Annotated in this window: 20 protein-coding genes and 1 pseudogene; 6 read left to right on the top strand and 15 right to left on the bottom strand. The window is 71.6% G+C overall.

The window, feature by feature from the left end; genetic code table 11:
• The first annotated feature begins 56 nt into the window (after window positions 1-56).
• A complete protein-coding gene (locus ACFVYE_RS28335) occupies window positions 57-800 on the top strand; it encodes a TetR/AcrR family transcriptional regulator (protein WP_383970769.1) in 744 nt (247 codons plus the stop codon).
• Here ACFVYE_RS28335 and ACFVYE_RS28330 read toward each other — a convergent pair.
• The 4 genes from ACFVYE_RS28330 to tsaB are packed head-to-tail and all read right to left on the bottom strand — an operon-like array spanning window position 739 to window position 3,300.
• Window positions 739-1,023, bottom strand: a complete 285-nt coding sequence (locus tag ACFVYE_RS28330) for a hypothetical protein (protein WP_383970771.1) — start codon at window positions 1,021-1,023, stop codon at window positions 739-741. The two genes, ACFVYE_RS28335 and ACFVYE_RS28330, sit on opposite strands and share 62 nt — an antisense overlap.
• A complete protein-coding gene (gene tsaD, locus ACFVYE_RS28325; RefSeq protein WP_383970773.1) occupies window positions 1,020-2,120 on the bottom strand; it encodes a tRNA (adenosine(37)-N6)-threonylcarbamoyltransferase complex transferase subunit TsaD in 1,101 nt (366 codons plus the stop codon). The genes ACFVYE_RS28330 and tsaD overlap by 4 nt, the downstream gene beginning before the upstream one ends.
• A complete protein-coding gene (gene rimI, locus ACFVYE_RS28320) occupies window positions 2,120-2,641 on the bottom strand; it encodes a ribosomal protein S18-alanine N-acetyltransferase (RefSeq protein ID WP_383970776.1) in 522 nt (173 codons plus the stop codon). The genes tsaD and rimI overlap by 1 nt, the downstream gene beginning before the upstream one ends.
• The gene (gene tsaB / locus ACFVYE_RS28315) at window positions 2,638-3,300 is read right to left on the bottom strand and encodes a tRNA (adenosine(37)-N6)-threonylcarbamoyltransferase complex dimerization subunit type 1 TsaB (protein WP_389607623.1); all 663 of its coding nucleotides are present in this window, start codon (window positions 3,298-3,300) and stop codon (window positions 2,638-2,640) included. Before tsaB ends, rimI begins: the two co-directional genes overlap by 4 nt.
• A gap of 169 nt (window positions 3,301-3,469) precedes the next feature.
• Between tsaB and ACFVYE_RS28310 the strand changes: the two genes are divergently transcribed.
• The gene (locus ACFVYE_RS28310; RefSeq protein WP_383970818.1) at window positions 3,470-4,009 is read left to right on the top strand and encodes a hypothetical protein; all 540 of its coding nucleotides are present in this window, start codon (window positions 3,470-3,472) and stop codon (window positions 4,007-4,009) included.
• 448 nt (window positions 4,010-4,457) lie between these two features.
• Here ACFVYE_RS28310 and tsaE read toward each other — a convergent pair whose 3' ends face one another.
• From tsaE to ACFVYE_RS28255, 11 genes are all read right to left on the bottom strand, one after another.
• The gene (gene tsaE / locus ACFVYE_RS28305) at window positions 4,458-5,006 is read right to left on the bottom strand and encodes a tRNA (adenosine(37)-N6)-threonylcarbamoyltransferase complex ATPase subunit type 1 TsaE (protein WP_383970782.1); all 549 of its coding nucleotides are present in this window, start codon (window positions 5,004-5,006) and stop codon (window positions 4,458-4,460) included.
• Window positions 4,975-6,249 carry an alpha/beta fold hydrolase gene (locus ACFVYE_RS28300; protein WP_383970784.1) on the bottom strand — a complete coding sequence of 425 codons (1,275 nt, stop codon included), beginning with the start codon at window positions 6,247-6,249 and terminating at the stop codon, window positions 4,975-4,977. The genes tsaE and ACFVYE_RS28300 overlap by 32 nt, the downstream gene beginning before the upstream one ends.
• A gap of 93 nt (window positions 6,250-6,342) precedes the next feature.
• On the bottom strand, window positions 6,343-7,497 hold the full coding sequence (gene alr / locus ACFVYE_RS28295) for an alanine racemase (RefSeq protein WP_383970786.1): 1,155 nt from the start codon (window positions 7,495-7,497) through the stop codon (window positions 6,343-6,345).
• Window positions 7,498-7,594: 97 nt separating this feature from the next.
• The gene (locus tag ACFVYE_RS28290) at window positions 7,595-7,987 is read right to left on the bottom strand and encodes a DUF488 domain-containing protein (protein ID WP_389607641.1); all 393 of its coding nucleotides are present in this window, start codon (window positions 7,985-7,987) and stop codon (window positions 7,595-7,597) included.
• Window positions 7,988-8,045: 58 nt separating this feature from the next.
• Window positions 8,046-9,506 carry an NAD(P)H-hydrate dehydratase gene (locus tag ACFVYE_RS28285; protein ID WP_383970792.1) on the bottom strand — a complete coding sequence of 487 codons (1,461 nt, stop codon included), beginning with the start codon at window positions 9,504-9,506 and terminating at the stop codon, window positions 8,046-8,048.
• Between the two features lie 4 nt (window positions 9,507-9,510).
• On the bottom strand, window positions 9,511-9,879 hold the full coding sequence (locus ACFVYE_RS28280) for a holo-ACP synthase (protein WP_093897275.1): 369 nt from the start codon (window positions 9,877-9,879) through the stop codon (window positions 9,511-9,513).
• Window positions 9,880-9,899: 20 nt separating this feature from the next.
• Entirely contained in the window at window positions 9,900-11,747 is a 1,848-nt protein-coding gene (glmS, locus tag ACFVYE_RS28275; RefSeq protein WP_389607622.1) for a glutamine--fructose-6-phosphate transaminase (isomerizing), read from the bottom strand.
• 195 nt (window positions 11,748-11,942) lie between these two features.
• Window positions 11,943-12,875 carry a hypothetical protein gene (locus ACFVYE_RS28270; protein WP_383970798.1) on the bottom strand — a complete coding sequence of 311 codons (933 nt, stop codon included), beginning with the start codon at window positions 12,873-12,875 and terminating at the stop codon, window positions 11,943-11,945.
• A 37-nt stretch (window positions 12,876-12,912) separates the two neighbouring features.
• Complete coding sequence (locus tag ACFVYE_RS28265) at window positions 12,913-13,080, bottom strand: hypothetical protein (protein WP_383970801.1); 168 nt, start codon at window positions 13,078-13,080, stop codon at window positions 12,913-12,915.
• A 96-nt stretch (window positions 13,081-13,176) separates the two neighbouring features.
• Window positions 13,177-14,004: an alpha/beta fold hydrolase gene (locus ACFVYE_RS28260; RefSeq protein ID WP_383970804.1), complete on the bottom strand. Its 828-nt coding sequence runs from the start codon at window positions 14,002-14,004 to the stop codon at window positions 13,177-13,179.
• A 283-nt stretch (window positions 14,005-14,287) separates the two neighbouring features.
• On the bottom strand, window positions 14,288-14,503 hold the full coding sequence (locus tag ACFVYE_RS28255; protein WP_383970807.1) for a DUF397 domain-containing protein: 216 nt from the start codon (window positions 14,501-14,503) through the stop codon (window positions 14,288-14,290).
• Here ACFVYE_RS28255 and ACFVYE_RS28250 point away from each other — a divergent pair.
• The 4 genes and pseudogenes from ACFVYE_RS28250 to ACFVYE_RS28235 all read left to right on the top strand — a co-directional run.
• Window positions 14,454-14,576: pseudogene (locus ACFVYE_RS28250) on the top strand (ATP-binding protein); the annotation flags it as partial. The gene ACFVYE_RS28255 and the pseudogene ACFVYE_RS28250 sit on opposite strands and share 50 nt — an antisense overlap.
• Window positions 14,577-14,653: 77 nt before the next feature.
• Entirely contained in the window at window positions 14,654-14,863 is a 210-nt protein-coding gene (locus ACFVYE_RS28245; protein ID WP_383970810.1) for a hypothetical protein, read from the top strand.
• A 98-nt stretch (window positions 14,864-14,961) separates the two neighbouring features.
• Window positions 14,962-15,561 (top strand): RNA polymerase sigma factor, encoded by a 600-nt coding sequence (locus ACFVYE_RS28240; RefSeq protein WP_389607621.1) that lies wholly within the window; start codon window positions 14,962-14,964, stop codon window positions 15,559-15,561.
• Window positions 15,549-16,535, top strand: coding sequence for a CU044_5270 family protein (locus ACFVYE_RS28235; RefSeq protein ID WP_383970815.1), 987 nt, complete (start codon window positions 15,549-15,551; stop codon window positions 16,533-16,535). Before ACFVYE_RS28240 ends, ACFVYE_RS28235 begins: the two co-directional genes overlap by 13 nt.
• Window positions 16,536-16,778 lie beyond the last annotated feature (243 nt).

Below are 16,778 nucleotides of genomic sequence, written 5' to 3'. Positions count from 1 at the left end.
ATTACTATACGTGTATAGAAATTAATCGCCACAAGGGGACGGGAGACAATGCCCGGGTGTCAGGGACAGAAAAGGCATCAGGAACAGCGAAGAGGCGGACGGCGGCGAAACGGTCCGTCGGACGGCCGCGCAGGCTCGACCCGGACGCGATGGTCGCCATCGCGCGCCGGATCATCGAGGAAGAGGGCCTGGACGCCCTGAGCATGCGACGGGTGGCGAAGGAGCTCGGCTCCACGCCGATGGCGCTGTACCACTATGTGCAGGACAAGGACGAGCTGCTGATGCTCACCCTGTCGGGCACCGCGGCCGCCTTCCCGCGCCCCGAGCTGCCCGAGGAACCGCGCGAGCGGCTGCTCGCGGTGGCGGTGCACATGCACGGCATCCTGGCGCGGATCCCCTGGGTGCTGGACGTCCTGGCGCTGGGCGAGCTCACCGACAAGAACGCACTGTGGATGGTCGAGGAGATCATCGACTCCGCGCTCGCCTGCGGCCTCTCCCCCGCCCAGGCCGTACGCGCGTACCGGACGGTCTGGAGTTACGTCTACGGCGACCTGGTCTTCCGCAGGGCGGCCGAGCGCCGCGCGGAGAACCCGCCGAGCAGGCGGTACTTCCCCGAGATGATCACCGAGGAGGACGCGTCCGCGCTGCCCCGGCTGACGGAGGTCAAGGACCGGTGGCGCGAGTACGCCGCCGACTACGAGGTGACGGAGGAACTCGACGCGATCGTCGAGGGGCTGATCAGCCGAGGGACTCGACGGCCCCCAGGGACTCGAAACGCCAGCGGTGCACCGGACGGGTGATCAACTCGGCGTCCGGTTCTGGGAGTTCGGGCAGCTCGTCGCCGTACTCCCCCTCCCACCAGGTGACGACCAGGACCCGGTCCTGCGGGGCGCGCAGCAGCTCACGGCGCAGCGGCTCGCGGGCCAGCTCGGCCGACCGGGCGCGCGCCCACTCCAGGAGTTCGGGGCCCCTGCCGTCGACGGCGCGGGCCTCCCACATCAGCGCAACGGTCCCACCGCTCATGAGTAGAGGTTGCCCTTGCTGATCTCGTGCACATGGTCGTGGTCGTGCGCGTGGGCACCGGGGACGTGGGTGTCGGTGACCGGCAGCGACGAGTCCGCGGACAGCTCCAGGTCCGACGCCGGCCTGCCCCGGGCCACCATCTCCGCACCCAGCGCCGCGACCATCGCCCCGTTGTCCGTGCACAGCCCCGGCCGCGGCACCCGCAGCCGGATGCCGGCCCGCTCGCACCGCTCCTGGGCCAGCGCCCGCAGCCGTGAGTTGGCCGCGACACCGCCGCCGATCATCAGGTGGTCGACGCCCTCGTCCTTGCAGGCCCGGACGGCCTTTCGGGTGAGTACATCCACCACGGCCTCCTGGAAGGACGCGGCCACATCCCGTACCGGCACCTCCTCGCCCGCCGCACGCTTGGCCTCGATCCAGCGGGCCACCGAGGTCTTCAGGCCGGAGAAGGAGAAGTCGTACGCGGGGTCGCGCGAGCCGCTCAGACCGCGCGGGAACGCGATCGCCTTCGGGTCACCCTCCTTCGCCAGCCGGTCGATGACCGGACCGCCGGGGAAGCCGAGGTTCAGCACCCGGGCGATCTTGTCGAAGGCCTCGCCCGCCGCGTCGTCGATGGTCGCGCCCAGCGGCCGTACGTCATTGGTGATGTCCGGCGCGAGCAGCAGCGAGGAGTGGCCGCCGCTGACCAGCAGCGCCATCGTCGGCTCGGGCAGCGGGCCGTGCTCCAGCTGGTCGACACAGATGTGCGAGGCGAGGTGGTTGACCCCGTAGAGCGGCTTGTTCAGCGCGTAGGCGTACGCCTTCGCCGCCGAGACGCCGACGAGCAGCGCGCCAGCGAGCCCGGGACCGGCGGTGACGGAGATGCCGTCGAGGTCGCGGGCGCTGATCCCGGCCTCCTTCAGGGCGCGCTCGATGGTGGGGACCATCGCCTCCAGGTGCGCGCGGGAGGCGATCTCGGGCACGACGCCGCCGAAGCGGGCGTGCGTGTCGACGCTGGACGCGACGGCGTCGGCGAGCAGCGTCGTACCGCGGACGATGCCGACGCCGGTCTCGTCGCAGGAGGTCTCGATGCCGAGTACGAGCGGTTCGTCAGCCATCAGTCAGTCTCTGTTTCCTGTACGAGCTCTTGTACGTGATCGTGTTCGTGTACGTGGAGGCGCATGACGAGTGCGTCGATGTTGCCCGGCTGGTAGTAGCCGCGCCGGAAGCCGATCGGTTCGAAGCCGAAGCGTTCGTACAGCTTCTGCGCCCGGGTGTTGTCGACGCGGACCTCGAGGAGCACCTCGGCGCACTCGAAGGCCGTGGCGTGCTTCAGCAGATCGGTGAGGAGTTCGGAGCCGAGGCCGCCGCCCCAGTGGTCGCGGCTGACACCGATCGTCTGTACGTCGGCGAGGTCACCGGCCGCGGCGAGCCCTGCGTAGCCGACGATCCGGCCGGTGACGGGGTCCTCGGCGACGACGTAGCGGCGGGTGGCCTGCGGGCCGTGGGAGTGCGCCAGCTCGGACCAGAACATGCCGGCCGACCAGGCGTCGTCCGGAAACAGCTCGCGTTCGAGCTCCAGCACCGGATCGATGTCCCACCAGCGCATCTCGCGCAGTACGGCAGTCGTGGTCGTCACTTCGGGGTGACCACCTTGTAGTTCTTCGGGACCTGGGCGTCGGGCCTGCGGAGGTAGAGCGGCTGCGGCGGCAGCAGTTCCGCGCCCGCGGCGAGACGCTCGGCGGCGAGGGCTGCCAGCGCACCTGCGCAGACGTGCTCGGGGCCCCGGGCGTCCGGGAACGCCTCGGGGTAGAGCACCGCGCCCGCCCCGACGACGGGAAGTCCGGCGAGCTGCTCGGCGATGTCGGCGGGCCGGTCGACGGCGGGCTCCGTGGCGCTCGTACGGAAGTCGTCGTACCTCGCCCAGTAGACCTCCTTGCGGCGGGCGTCCGTCGCGACGGCGAACGGGCCTTCCAGGCCGCCCTGCCCGGCGGCGTACGCGAGACCGTCCAGGGTGCACAGCCCGTGCACGGGTACGGAGAGCGCGGAGCCGAAGGTCGCGGCCGTGACCAGGCCGACCCGCAGCCCGGTGTACGGTCCGGGCCCGACGCCCACGACCACGTCCGTCACGGCGTCGAGTTTCACCCCGGCCTCGGCGAGGACCCGGTCGACGGCGGGCAGCAGCAGCTCCCCGTGCCTTCGGGCGTCGACCTGGCCGGACTCGGCGACGACGGAGGTCCCGTCGTGAAGGGCGACGGTGACGGCGGGGGTGGCGGTATCCACGGCGAGCAAGAGCACGCAAACAGCCTACGGCTCCTCCGACCGGGCACGGCGTCCCGTACGGCGTCCTGGCACGACCCGCCCCGGCTGCTACCGTCACCGTGTACACGCGGGTACGACGTAAACGCTTGTACTACATACGGAAGCGAAAGGGGCGCGCACGGTGGCTAGGGGCAGCTCGGGAATCGTGGCCGGGCTCACTGCGGCGGCTCTCGCCGCGGTCGGTTTCCTGGCCTACCAGGCATCGGCGAACGCCCCCGACACCGTCGCCGCCCCCAAGCCGAAGGTTTCCAGCAGCGCCCCCGCCACCGGCCATGACAAGCCGAAGGCCAAGAAGCCTCCGGCCGCGCTCCCTGCCGTCTCAGGTTCCGGGAAGCGTGTGGTGTACGCCCTGGAGGACCGTCAGGTGTGGCTCGTCGACGCCACCGGGGATGTGACCAGGACCTTCGAGGTCATGCCGAGCGCGCTGAATCCGCCGCCCGGGACGTACCAGGTGGGTACGCGCTCGGGCCCCGCCACCAAGGGCTCGGACGGCGTGATGATCGAGCACGTGGTGCGGTTCGCGATGGCGGACGGCGTGGCCGTGGGATTCAGCGCGGCGCTGGACGGCTCGATGGACAGCCCGGATCCGTCGCTGAAGACGGGCGGTGTTCGGATGTCCCGGGCCGACGGGGATGCGATGTGGGCGTTCGCGACGGTGCGCACGAAGGTCGTCGTCCTCCCGTAGCCGGCAGGCCACGGTGTCCTCGGTCTCCGGACGGGCTTGAAATTCCACCCGCACGGATTGCGTACCCGGCACCGCGTTGCCCCCTGTCCTCGATCGCCGGACGGGCTGGATTTCCGGCGATTGGGGACATCTGATCAGCCTGCCCGGCGTTTCAGGGCGGGCTCGGCCCCGTCGGGGCCGGAGGGCGAAACGACGACCGGAGCCCGGTCCGCGGACGGCGGTGGCGGCGTCGAGACCGCCGTGGCCGCGGCGCAAGCCGCCAGCAGGTCTCTCATCGATGGCGGCGGCGGCACTTCACGTTCGGCGGACGTCGTCATGGATGCCTCCTGAGGCTCCGATGGAAGGCGTGGTTAGGTAGACCTAACCCGCTCTCGTCATCCATGTGACCACGCCCGCCCCGCCCGGCGCAACAATTTGCCGACACACTGTCGGAAAGTGCGCTCCGCGCTCAGCCCTCCAGCGCCCCGCGCGCGCCCCGCAGCCCCGCCCAGCGCGCCCCGATCCCCACCAGCGTCACCGAGCGCCGTTCATCGTCCGTGTCGCCGACCGCACGGTGGATCAGCACCTGCAGCCGGTCCTCCGACAGTTCCTCGACCTTGCCGTCGCCCCATTCCACGACCACCACCGACTCCGGCAGCGATACATCGAGGTCCAGGTCCTCCATCTCGTCCAGCCCGCCGCCGAGGCGGTACGCGTCGACGTGGACCAGCGCGGGACCGCCGGTCAACGACGGGTGGACGCGGGCGATCACGAAGGTGGGAGAGGTGACGGCGCCGCGCACCCCGAGGCCCTCGCCGAGCCCCCGGGTGAGCGTCGTCTTCCCGGCGCCGAGCTCACCGGTGAGCATCACGAGGTCGCCGGGGCGCAGTACACCCGCGATCCGGCGGCCGAGGGCCTGCATCTGTTCGGGGGACTCGACGGCGAGGCTCACGGTGACGGTGCCCGGCGCGGCGCCCTCGTCCACCTCAGCCGCCAGGCTGTTGTGCGGTGCTTCCATGCCCGCCAACGTTAGCCGCTGCCGGCACCGCCCCGACGCGTACCAGCAGGTCCGCCAGCCGGTCCGTCACCGTTTCCGGGTGTTCCAGCATCACCAGATGACCGGCGTCCGGGACGATGACGAGCTCCGCGTCCGGGAGATGGTCCGCGATGGCCTCGCTGTGCGAGCTGGGCGTCACCAGGTCCTTGTCGCCCGCCAGGATCAGCACCGGGAGGTCACGGAAAGCGGGCAGGACGTGGCTCTTGTCGTGTTCGGTGAAGGCCGGGTAGAACTCGGCGACCACATCGATCGGGGTGGATTCGATGAGCCGCTCGGCGAACCGCTCGACCGCCGGGTCCACGTCCCGCGAACCGAACGAGTACCGCTTGATCAGCCCGGCGAAGAGATCGGCGGTCGCCCGCCGGCCCCGTTCCACCAGCTCGGCCTGGGAGCCGAGCGCCCTGAGCACCCCGGGCAGCACCCGCCGCACGGCGTTCACGCCCGCGATCGGCAGCCCGAAAGTGACCTCGCCGAGCTTTCCGCTCGATGTGCCGACGAAGGCGACGGCGGCGACCCGGTCCCGGATGAGCTGGGGGTACTGCTCGGCGAGCGCCATCATCGTCATGCCGCCCATCGAGTGCCCGACCAGCACCAGCCGGCCCTCCGGGGCGGCCGCGTCGATGACCGCCTTCAGATCACGGCCGAGCTGATCGATGCCGACCGTCACCCCGTCCGCCTGGGCCCGGCCCCGCTCGGAGCGGCCGTGGCTGCGCTGGTCCCAGTGGACGGTGCGGACCAGACCGCGCAGCGCCGCCCGCTGGAAGTGCCAGGAGTCCTGGCTGAGGCAGTAGCCGTGGCTGAAGACGACGGTGACGGGCGCGGGTGCCTTGCGACCGAAGAGCCGGCGGCGGCGCGTACCGGCCCCCGTGGCGGTACCGGAGGCGCTGGTACCGCTCTCACCGCCCCCGCCGGCCCCCGTACCGCCGTCCGGTTCGACCTCGTCGACCTCGTAGTACAGCTCGGTGCCGTCGTCGGCCGTGGCCCGGCCCGGCAGCCCGCGCAGCGAGCCGTACGGACCCGAGGCGTCCAGCGCCAGCCTCGCCCTTCTGCGCATGCCACGGCCCACGGTCAGCCGCTCGACCGCGACTCCGGCGGCCGCACCTGCCGCGATCACACCTATGGCGGCTCCGGCGATCCCTGCCCGGCGCCAGCCGACCGCCGTAGCGGCCGTCGTCACCGCGTCCCCCGCACCGATCTCGCTCACCGTGCCGCGCTCCTCGTCGGTCGTATCCGTCAGGTCAGGGCTGGTCTGTTCCGGTCGTGCTCAGATCGTGCCTGGTCAGGGGCGCCTGATCGGTCAGGACTCGGCCGGGGTGCCATTCAGATGGACGCGCGGCACACGGCTGCCGATCCGGGTGACGATCTCGTACGCGATCGTGTCGCAGGCCTGCGCCCAGTCCTCGGCGCTCGGCTCGCCCCGGTCCCCCGGGCCGAAGAGCACCGCCTCGCTGCCCACCTCGATCTCGTCCCCGTCGAGGTCGACGACGAACTGGTCCATGGCCACCCGGCCCGCGATCCGCCGCCGCACACCGCCGACCAGGACGGGTGCACGGCCGGAGGCGTGGCGCGGGATGCCGTCCGCGTAGCCGACCGGCACCAGGCCCAGGGTGGTCTCGGCGGAGGTCGTGTAGTGGTGTCCGTAACTGACCCCGTGCCCGGCCGGCACCTGCTTGACCAGGGCGACCGACGCGACGAGCGTCATGACGGGGCGCAGCCCGAAGTCGGCCGGGGTGCCCAGCTCGGGGCTGGGCGAGATGCCGTACATCGCGATCCCGGTCCGTACGAGATCGAAGTACGCCTCGGGGATCGTCAGCGTCGCCGGGGAGTTGGCGATGTGGCGCACCTCGGGGTCGACGCCCTCCTTCTCCGCGTACGCGACCATGTCCCGGAAGACGTTCAGCTGGGCGGCGATGGAGGGGTGACCGGGCTCGTCGGCGCAGGCGAAGTGGGACCAGAGGCCGGTGATCCTGACGGTGCCCGCGTCCTCGGCGGTGCGGGCCGCGGCGACCAGCTCCGGCCAGTCGGCGGGCTGGCAGCCATTGCGCCCGAGGCCGGTGTCGGCCTTGAGCTGGACACGGGCCGGAATGCCGGCTTCCGTGGCCGCGGCGACGACCTCGTGCAGGGCCCACATCCCGCTCACCGACACATCGATGCCGGCCTCGATCGCCTCGCGCCAGGGGCCGCCCGGCGTCCACAGCCAGCACATCACCCGGCCGCCGAGCCCGGCCGCCCGCAGGGCGAGCGCCTCCTGCGGCGTCGCGGTGCCCAGCCAGGTCGCCCCGGCCTCCAGCGCGGCCCGGGCGCAGGGCACCGCCCCGTGCCCGTACGCATCGGATTTGACGACGGCCATGAGTTGCGCGCCGGCTGCCCGCGCGCGCAGTACACGCACGTTGGCGCGCAATGCGGCGAGGTCGATCTCGGCACGGGCTCTCAAGGACGCTGTCTCGTTCATCGCGCCCAGTCTCTCAGAGGCGTACGACAGGACCCTCGGGCGGCGGGTCGGGAAGGGCCCGCGGCCCGCGTCGCCCGCCGTGCCGGGTGCGTGCACCTCAGTGATGGCGCAGCTCGTGTTCCAGATGATCGACGAGGACCGGGACATGGCTGTGCGGTACGTCCTTGACCGCCGTGACCAGCGTCACCGGGCCGCCCGCGCGGACCAGTTCCACCAGCTCCCCGACGGCCGCCGTGTGGGCGGGGTCGGCCAGCTCGGCGCGGTAGCGGTCGACGAAGTCGTCGTAGCGGGTGCCCGTGCGGTCCTCGTGGTACCAGGCGCGCAGCTCGTTCGACGGGGTGACGTCCTTGAGCCACTTGTCGATCCGGGCCCGGTCCTTGGCCACGCCGCGCGGCCAGAGCCGGTCGACGAGGACGCGGGTGCCGTCGCCGTCCTCCTGCGGGTCGTACACCCGGCGTACACGCACATCGCTGCTGCTGCTGCCCACGATCGGCCCTCCTGTCGACCCCTGTCAGCCCGTACCGGCGTCTGCCTGCGCCCAGGATCACTCAGGCCCGTACGTCCCGCCACGCCGCCGCAATCGCCTCGGCGACGTCCTGCGCGGCGACGGGAGCGCCGTTCGAGGCGTGGCGGGCGGCCAGGCCGTGCAGATACGCACCGACGGACGCGGCGTCGCGCGGGGCGAGGCCCGCGGCCAGCAGGGAACCGGTCAGGCCGGAGAGGACGTCACCGCTGCCGGCCGTGGCCAGCCAGGAGGTGCCGGTCGAGTTGACCCGGACGGGAGTGTCTGCGGTATCGGTGGCGACCAGGGTCGTCGACCCCTTGAGCAGGACCGTGGCGCGATAGCGGGCGGCCAGTTCCCGTACGGCGGCGAGCCGCCCCGCCTCGACCTCCTCGCGCGGGACGCCGAGCAGGGCTGCGGCCTCACCGGCGTGCGGGGTGAGAACGGTCGGCGCGGTGCGCGAGCGTACGACGGTGGCGTCGAGCAGCCGCAGCCCGTCCGCGTCGACGAGCACCGGAACGTCCGCGGCCAGCACGCCTCGGACCGCCTCGACGGCCTCCGTACCGTCACCGAGCCCCGGCCCGACGACCCATGCCTGCACCCGCCCCGCCTTCGACGGCGGCCCCGCGTGAACCAGCGTCTCCGGATGGCGGGCGATCACCGCGCCGGCGCCGGGACCGACGTACCGCACGGCTCCGGCACCGCCCCGCAGCGCCCCGGAGACGGCCAGCACCGCCGCCCCCGGGTACCGCGCCGACCCGGCAACGATGCCGACGACACCGCGCCGGTACTTGTCGCTCTCGCTGCCGGGAACCGGCAGGAGTGCGGCGACGTCCGCGTACTGCAAGGCCTCCAGGTCGGGTACGCCGGGCAGCTCGGGCCCGAGCCCGATGTCGACGAGGTGCAGGGCGCCCGCCAGGTCGGCGGCCGGGTCGATGAGCAGCCCCGGCTTGTACGTACCGAAGGTGACGGTCGCGTCGGCGCCCACGGCGTCGCCGAGCACCTCACCGGTGTCGGCCTCGACCCCGCTGGGCAGATCGACGGCGACGAAGGCCGCACCGGTCGCCGCGAAGGCCCGCACCAGCTCGGCGGCCTCAGCGCGCAGCCCGCCGCGCCCGCCGATGCCGGTGATCCCGTCCACGACGAGATCGATGTGCCCGCCCCAGGCGCTCGTCGCCGCGTCCCCCTCCGCCACGCGCCCGCCCGCCGCGAGCAGCGCCGCGAGCCCGCCCTCATGGGCGCGCCCCGGCGAGGTGAGCACGGCGCGCACGCCCGCGCCGCGGCGGGCCAGCCGGGCGCCCGCGTACAGCGCGTCGCCCCCGTTGTCGCCGCTGCCGACGAGCAGGACGACCCGGGATCCGTACATCCGGCCGCGCCGCCGCAGCACATCGGCGCAGGCCGCCGCGAGTCCCGCCGCCGCGCGCTGCATCAGGGCGCCCTCGGGCAGCTTGGCCATCAGGGCCCGCTCGGCGGCCCTTACGGTCTGAACGCTGTACGCAGTACGCATGTGCTCAACCCTCCGCGATCACCACGGCCGACGCCACCCCCGCGTCGTGGCTGAGCGACACATGCCAGTGCCGTACGCCCAGCTCGGCCGCGCGCGCGGCGACCGTGCCGATCACCCGCAGCCGGGGCTGCCCGCTGTCCTCGACGTACACCTCGGCGTCCGTCCAGAGCAGGCCGCTCGGCGCGCCGAGCGCCTTCGCGAGGGCCTCCTTCGCGGCGAACCGCGCGGCGAGCGAGGCGATACCGCGCCGCTCGCCGCTGGGCAGCAGCAACTCGCTCTTCAGGAAGAGCCGGTCGGCCATCTGCGGCGTACGCTCCAGCGCCGCGTCGAACCGTTCGATCTCGGCCACATCGATCCCGACCCCGATGATCACGTGTGTTCCTTCACTGCTCGCTACTCCACGGTCACGGACTTCGCCAGATTGCGCGGCTGGTCCACGTCATTGCCGCGGGCCGTCGCCAGTTCGCAGGCGAACACCTGCAGCGGCACGGTCGACACCAGCGGCTGAAGCAGCGTAGGCGTAACGGGAATCCGGATCAGATGATCGGCGTACGGGACGACCGCCTCGTCGCCCTCCTCGGCGATGACGATGGTGCGGGCGCCGCGGGCCCGGATCTCCTGGATGTTCGACACGATCTTGTCGTGCAGCACCGACCGGCCGCGCGGTGAGGGCACGACCACGACGACCGGCAGATCGTCCTCGATGAGTGCGATCGGCCCGTGCTTGAGCTCACCGGCGGCGAAGCCCTCGGCGTGCATGTACGCGAGTTCCTTGAGCTTCAACGCGCCTTCCAGGGCTACGGGATAGCCGACATGGCGGCCCAGGAAGAGCACGGTGTCGTGGTCGGCGAGGGAGCGGGCGAGTGCGCGTACGGGTTCCATGGTCGTCAGGACCCTCTCGACCGCCCCGGAGATCTCGGAGAGCTGGCGGATGACGGTCCGGATCTCGTCGCCCCACTTCGTGCCGCAGATCTGTCCGAGATACAGGGCGACGAGGTAGCAGGCGACGAGCTGGGTGAGAAACGCCTTGGTGGAGGCGACGGCGACTTCGGGCCCGGCGTGCGTGTAGAGCACGGCGTCGGACTCCCGCGGGATGGTGGAGCCGTTCGTGTTGCAGATGGCGAGGACCTTCGCGCCCTGTTCGCGGGCGTGCCGCAGGGCCATCAGGGTGTCCATCGTCTCGCCGGACTGGGAGATCGCGATGACGAGGGTGCGGTGGTCGAGGATCGGGTCGCGGTAGCGGAACTCGCTGGCCAGCTCGGTCTCGCAGGGAATCCTGGTCCAGTGCTCGATGGCGTACTTGGCGATCATCCCTGCGTGGAACGCGGTACCGCAGGCGACGATGACGACCTTGTCGACCTCCCGGAGCTCGCGGGGCGTGATCCGTACCTCGTCGAGGTGGAGCCGGCCCGCGCCGTCGATCCGCCCGAGGAGCGTGTCGGCGACGGCCTTGGGCTGTTCGGCGATCTCCTTGAGCATGAAGTAGTCGTGGCCGCCCTTCTCGGCGGCGGAGACATCCCAGTCCACGTGGTACTTACGGACCTCGGCGGGCCGCCCGTCGAAGTCGGTGACGGTGACACCTTCCCGGCGCAGCTCCACCACCTGGTCCTGCCCCAGCTCGATCGCGGAGCGGGTGTGCGCGATGAACGCGGCCACGTCGGAGGCCAGGAACGACTCGTCCTCCCCCACCCCCACCACGAGCGGCGAGTTGCGCCGGGCCCCGACTACCGCGTCGGGCGCGTCCGCGTGCACGGCGACGAGGGTGAAGGCGCCCTCCAGCTGCCGGCAGACCTGCCGCATCGCCTCCGCCAGGTCCGCACAGGACGAGAACGCCTCGGCGAGGAGATGGGCCACGACCTCGGTGTCGGTCTCGGAGGCCAGATCGTGGCCGCGCTCGGCGAGTTCGGCGCGCAGGACGGCGAAGTTCTCGATGATTCCGTTGTGCACGACGGCGACACGGCCCGCATTGTCGAGGTGCGGGTGGGCATTGGCGTCGGTAGGGGCGCCGTGAGTGGCCCAGCGGGTGTGCCCGATCCCGGTGGTCCCGGCCGGGAGCGGCGCCTCGGCCAGCGTCTTCTCCAGATTGACGAGCTTCCCGGCCTTCTTCGCGGCGGCCAGCCCGCCGTCCGCGAGGACGGCGATTCCGGCCGAGTCGTAGCCCCGGTATTCGAGGCGCTTGAGACCCGCGACGACGACGTCCTGCGCCGACTGTCCACCGACGTATCCGACGATTCCGCACATACCGTTCCCTTCCTGGTCGCCCGCCCCTCTTCTTCGCATCGTCGCAGAAGGTGAACGGGGCGGCAGAAATCGATCCCCTCCGGCGATCGAGGACAGAGCCCCGCACCGGCACACCCCCGAAACCACCGCACCCCGTCGACTGCAACCTGTCCGGCAGCCGTGCGACGGCCCCCGGTGGGCCAGGGGCCGTCGCGATCAGTTCAGGTTGCCTTCCATGCCGCTGTACACCTCGGTGGCCTCACAGAAGGCGACGCCGAGGTGCTCGGCCACGCCCATCGCCTCGTCGATCTTCTGTACGTCGAGAGCGTCGCACTTCAGCTCGTCGTGGTGACGGACCAGGTGAGCGCGGGCGCCGGTGACCGCGGTGGCGGGGACCAGGCCGCCGACCATGTAGTTGCTCATGATGGTGGCAGGCGCCGTCGGCCACTCCAGGCCGGGAAACTCCTCGCGCAGGAGCCCGGTCAAGGCCGTCGGGGCGGTGAACCCCTCCGCGGGGATTCCGGCGTCGCCGCACAGGCAGGTGGGCCAGGTGCGGCCCCGCGACATCCAGCCCGGCAGCAGGGCGGCCGCGAACTCCAGGACGCAGTACGGAACCTCGCGCGTCAGCAGCCGGGCCGCGTCGAACTCCCTGCCGTCGCCGGAGCGGACGCTCCGCTCGCCGGCGCGAAGGGCGATCGCCGAGCCGCGCAGCATGCGCAGCGGCGTGGCCAGTCCATCGGCAAGCGTGTCGTCACCGGGCAACTGCCCGTCCTCGTCGGGCTGGATCCGCCCGGACAGCGCAGGGTCGAGCCGGCTGACCATCTCCGCCGCGATCGCGTCCACCCCACCGCCCGGCGCAGCGAGGTACCGCTGGATGTCCTCCGCGATCTGCCCTGGCCCGTCACCGACGATGAAGAACGGCCGCCCCCACACGTGCAGTTGAGACTCAAAGGGAATCCCGTTGTCGAGCGCGTACTCCTGCACTCCGAGCGCCCACGCCTTGGCACGGAATCGGGTCTTGCGTACTTCGACAGCACGGGCGATCAGATCGGCGATGCCGTCGTCCTGCCCGTGACCGGCCAGGTACGGCAGCAACCGGTTCTCGATCAGCGCCAGATCAACGGGATGAAAGCTCGTGTCGAAACCCATGATCCGCACACTAGTGCGCAGCGGCGGATACCTGCTGTCAGCCTGCGGCACCTTGATCCCCTACCAGTGGGAGGTCGTGCATACGCACAGGCAGATCCGGCACCGTGGCCGCGCTCGCGGGAGCGCTCGCCCAGGTGAGTGTGGTCTCCAGTTCCTCGCCGCAGGTCTCGGCGCGGGCCGGCAGGTAGCGGCCCGCCCCTGTCATCGCGCGCACCACCTCGTAGTGCCCGATGGTGGGCAGCGGGGAGTTCTCCGGGACAGCGGGCAGCGCGCTGCGGACCAGGTCCCGCTGGTATGTGGTTCAGCGCTTGAGGAACTCCAGGAGGTCCTTGTTGAACCTCTCCTTGTAGCCCGGGACAACGGCGATGCCGTGGGGGCCGCCTTCGTAGACCTTGAGGGTCGCGTTCTGGACGAGTTGGGCGGTCTTGCGGCCCGTGGCGTCGATGGGGACGATCTGGTCGTCGTCACCGTGCACGACGAGCGTGGGGATGTCGAACTTCTTCAGGTCCTCGTGGAAGTCCGTGGCGGCGAAGGCGTCGACACAGGCGACGCCGCCCTCGATGGTCTCGGCCATGGCCATGTACCAGAAGGCGTCCTGGTTGCCCCGTGTGACCTTGTTGCCGTCGCGGTTGGCGCCGAAGAAGGCGACCGCGGTGTCCTTCCAGAACTGCGACCGCTCGGCGAGGATGCCGTTCTTGATGCCGTCGAAGACCGACTGCGGTACGCCCTCGGGGTTGTCGGGGCCCTGGAGCATCAGCGGACAGATCGCCGAGAGCAGCACCGCGGACCTGATCCTGCCGGTGCCGTGGCGGCCGATGTAGCGGGCGAGTTCGCCGCCGCCCATCGAGTGCGCGACCAGCGTGACGTCCCGCAGGTCCAGTTGGGTGATCAGGTCGTTGAGGTCGTCCGCGAAGGTGTCGAAGTCGTAGCCGTCCCAGACCGGGGTGGAGCCGCCGTGACCGCGACGGTCGTGGGCGATGCCGCGAAACCCGTTGTCAGCGACCGCTTTGAGCTGGTCCTGCCAGGCGTCCCCGCTCAGGGGCCAGCCATGGATGAAGACGACAGGGCGGCCGCGGCCCCAGTCCTTGTAGAAGATGTCGACACCGTCACGCGTGGTCACCGTGGGCATGCGTGTTTTCCTCTCGGATGTGCTGCCGGTCCCCCAGTCCAGAGTGCGGCCGGGCGCCCGAGCCGCAAATCGGAATCGGATCGGCCCGGGCGAGCGGACCTTCTCCGGTATCGCGGCGAGTACGGGAGGCGCCGATGGACGCCCACTGGCCCACGGCACCCTCGCCCCGATACCGGCCGAACTCATCGAGGCGAAGAAGATCGTGGCCGCTTCTCTGCCTGCCCCGGGCAGCAGCGCACCCCGCTCCCAGGACAACCGGGGCGGGGCGGGCGTGGTCCGACGGTCAGCTGGTGGACGCGTACGCGACGAACTCCGCCCACGCGTCCGGCGTGAAGCCGAGGTGCGGGCCGGGGATGTTCTTGGAGTCGCGTACGTGGATCGTGCTCGCTGTCTCCGCGACCTCGACGCACTCAGGGCCATCGTTCGTGCCCCGCGTCCCGGAACGGGACGACGAGTCCGAGGCTGGGCGCGGGCTGTTGCTTGTCGAGGCGATCGCCATTCGGTGGGGCGTGCAGGTGGGGCCCTTCCCCCGCAAGACCGTCTGGGCAGAGGTCGCACTCACAGGAACGTGACAGTCACGACCCGGTCTGTCACGTCCCGGTGAACCGCGACCCGGCGGGCCCCGGCGTAAAGAGCCGAGCGCGTCGCCGTGCCCGTCCACAGCATCGCCGAACTGCCGGGCAGCATCGGCTCGGACGTCACATACGGAGACGATCTCGCCGCACTGGTCCGGCCGGTGGCCGCGGGCCGGCTGCACCGGGAGACCGGCTCGGTCCGGGACCGGTCGCATACCGCCGACGTCATCACGGACCTGCGGGCCCGGCAGGTCCGGGGGAAAGCGGTGCTGACGGTGAGGTGACGGCGTCGCACCGAGGCTCTCCGTATCCTGTGAACCTTTCCGCGCCCTGCGGGCAACAAGGGGTGACACGCGCAGCCGCCGAGCCCCCAGGAGCCGATGTGACCGGACCACCAGCCAGTCCCGAAGACGATGCCGAGGTCGTCGCGCAGTCGCTGGAGCATCCCGAGATCTTCGCCGGGCTCTACGACCGCCACGCCCCGGACATCCACCGCTATGCCGCCCGCCGCCTCGGGGAGGGCGCGGCGGACGACATCACGGCGGAGACCTTTCTCATCGCCTTCCGCTCCCGGCGCCGTTACGACAGCACGCATCGCAACACCCGCCCCTGGCTGTACGGCATCGCCGCGAACCTCATCGGCAAGCACCGGCGCAGCGAGGAGAGGGGACTGCGGGCCCTGGCCCGTACCGGTCAGGACCCGGTGGCCGCGTCCTGGAGCGACCGCTCCGACGACCGGATCGCCGCCCAGGCGCCGCTGGCCGGGGCGCTCGCCTCGCTCTCGCCGGGCGACCGCCATGTGCTGCTGCTCGTCGCCTGGGCCGACCTCGGGTACCAGGAGGTCGCCGAGGCGCTGGACATCCCGCTCGGCACCGTGCGGTCCCGGCTCAATCGCGCCCGCCGCAAGGTCCGTGAGGCGCTCGACATGGATCCCTCGTTCACGCCCGACGTCATGGAGCTGACCCCGTCATGGACGAAATGACCCAGCTGCGCGAGCTGCGCGCGGATGCGCCCGTTCCCGACCGTTCCGTTCTCGCCCCGGGCCGGCTACGGCTCACAGAGACCGTCGCCTCGGGCCGCCGTGCCCGCCGGCTGAAGGCGGACTGGCGGATCACCTCGATCGGTGCGGCAGCGGCGATCACCGTGGCTGCCGTGCTCGGTACCCAGCTCGTCGATGCCGCCGCCCCCGACCGCTCCGGACCCGCCGCGACCACCGGAACCCTGCGGCTGAGCAGCCCGGCCGAGGTGCTGAACCGGGCCGCCGACGCACTGGAGGAGCAGCAGGCGGCCCCTGAGCCGCGCGACGACCAGTGGATCTACGCCAGGACCAAGATGGCCGCACCGGAGCGCACCGGGGGCTCGCCCGCCGTGAGCTTCAGGTACGACCCCGACTCCTGGGTCCCGTACGACAACTCCGCCGCGGCGAGGAACGGCAAGGACGACGACTACCGCACGTCCCGCCAGATCTACCGGGCCGCCAATGAGCTGCCCGACGACCCGGAGCGCCTGCTGGAGAAGGTCCGCTCGTTCTACCCGACGGGCCACACCGCCGAGAGCCCGCCGGAGGGGCGGGCTCAGCACAGCTTCCGTGCGATGGGACTGATGGTCCAGGCGTACCCGATCGCACCGGCCGCCCTCGCCCGTATCTACCGGGCCCTGGCCACCGTCCCCGGTGTACACGTCACCGACCACCTGGTGAAGGACGCCGCTGGACGCGAAGCCATCGCCATCACCCGGAAGGAGGACGGCATCCACCAGCAGCGGGAGATCCTCCTCGACCCGCACGACTTCGGCTACGCCGGGATGCGCTCCGTGGTCACCGAGGACTACAAGTACGCGCAGCCCACCGGGGGCAAGGTGAAACTCCCGCCGGAGCAGTTCAAGGCCGGGCAGGTTCTCACGAGCGAAGCCCGGGTCGAGGTCGCCGTCGTCGACGCCAAGGGCGAGAAGCCCTGACGCCACCCGGGGGCCGCGAACCGGGGCCGGTGTCCGCCACAGGGGTGCGGACACCGGCCCCTGTCGTCGGCGGCGGATACCCGCGGGTGCATCATGTCGCTGCCGGATAGCAGCCCGCCCGGCCGTGAACCCGGAGGTGGGAGCGCATGCCCGGCGCCGAGAGACCAGCCGCACCGACACGCCCGCCATGGGACCTCCGGCCTTCTCAGCCGGCTCCCTGGCCGCCTCCGCCCCATCCACCGA

The organism is Streptomyces sp. NPDC058239 (assembly GCF_042882185.1).
Lineage (GTDB): Bacteria > Actinomycetota > Actinomycetes > Streptomycetales > Streptomycetaceae > Streptomyces.
The sequence above is the reverse complement of the archived record's forward strand: the minus strand, read 5'-3'. Positions and strand labels throughout refer to the sequence as shown.

Bases quoted from the DNA above. Each gene is read 5' to 3' on its own strand.
- ACFVYE_RS28330 (WP_383970771.1), bottom strand. From the start codon at position 1,023: ATGAGCGGTGGGACCGTTGCGCTGATGTGGGAGGCCCGCGCCGTCGAC.
- tsaD (WP_383970773.1), bottom strand. From the start codon at position 2,120: ATGGCTGACGAACCGCTCGTACTCGGCATCGAGACCTCCTGCGACGAG.
- tsaE (WP_383970782.1), bottom strand. From the start codon at position 5,006: ATGGAAGCACCGCACAACAGCCTGGCGGCTGAGGTGGACGAGGGCGCC.
- alr (WP_383970786.1), bottom strand. From the start codon at position 7,497: ATGAACGAGACAGCGTCCTTGAGAGCCCGTGCCGAGATCGACCTCGCC.
- ACFVYE_RS28285 (WP_383970792.1), bottom strand. From the start codon at position 9,506: ATGCGTACTGCGTACAGCGTTCAGACCGTAAGGGCCGCCGAGCGGGCC.
- glmS (WP_389607622.1), bottom strand. From the start codon at position 11,747: ATGTGCGGAATCGTCGGATACGTCGGTGGACAGTCGGCGCAGGACGTC.
- ACFVYE_RS28270 (WP_383970798.1), bottom strand. From the start codon at position 12,875: ATGGGTTTCGACACGAGCTTTCATCCCGTTGATCTGGCGCTGATCGAG.
- ACFVYE_RS28265 (WP_383970801.1), bottom strand. From the start codon at position 13,080: ATGACAGGGGCGGGCCGCTACCTGCCGGCCCGCGCCGAGACCTGCGGC.
- ACFVYE_RS28260 (WP_383970804.1), bottom strand. From the start codon at position 14,004: ATGCCCACGGTGACCACGCGTGACGGTGTCGACATCTTCTACAAGGAC.
- ACFVYE_RS28255 (WP_383970807.1), bottom strand. From the start codon at position 14,503: ATGGCGATCGCCTCGACAAGCAACAGCCCGCGCCCAGCCTCGGACTCG.
- ACFVYE_RS28235 (WP_383970815.1), top strand. From the start codon at position 15,549: ATGGACGAAATGACCCAGCTGCGCGAGCTGCGCGCGGATGCGCCCGTT.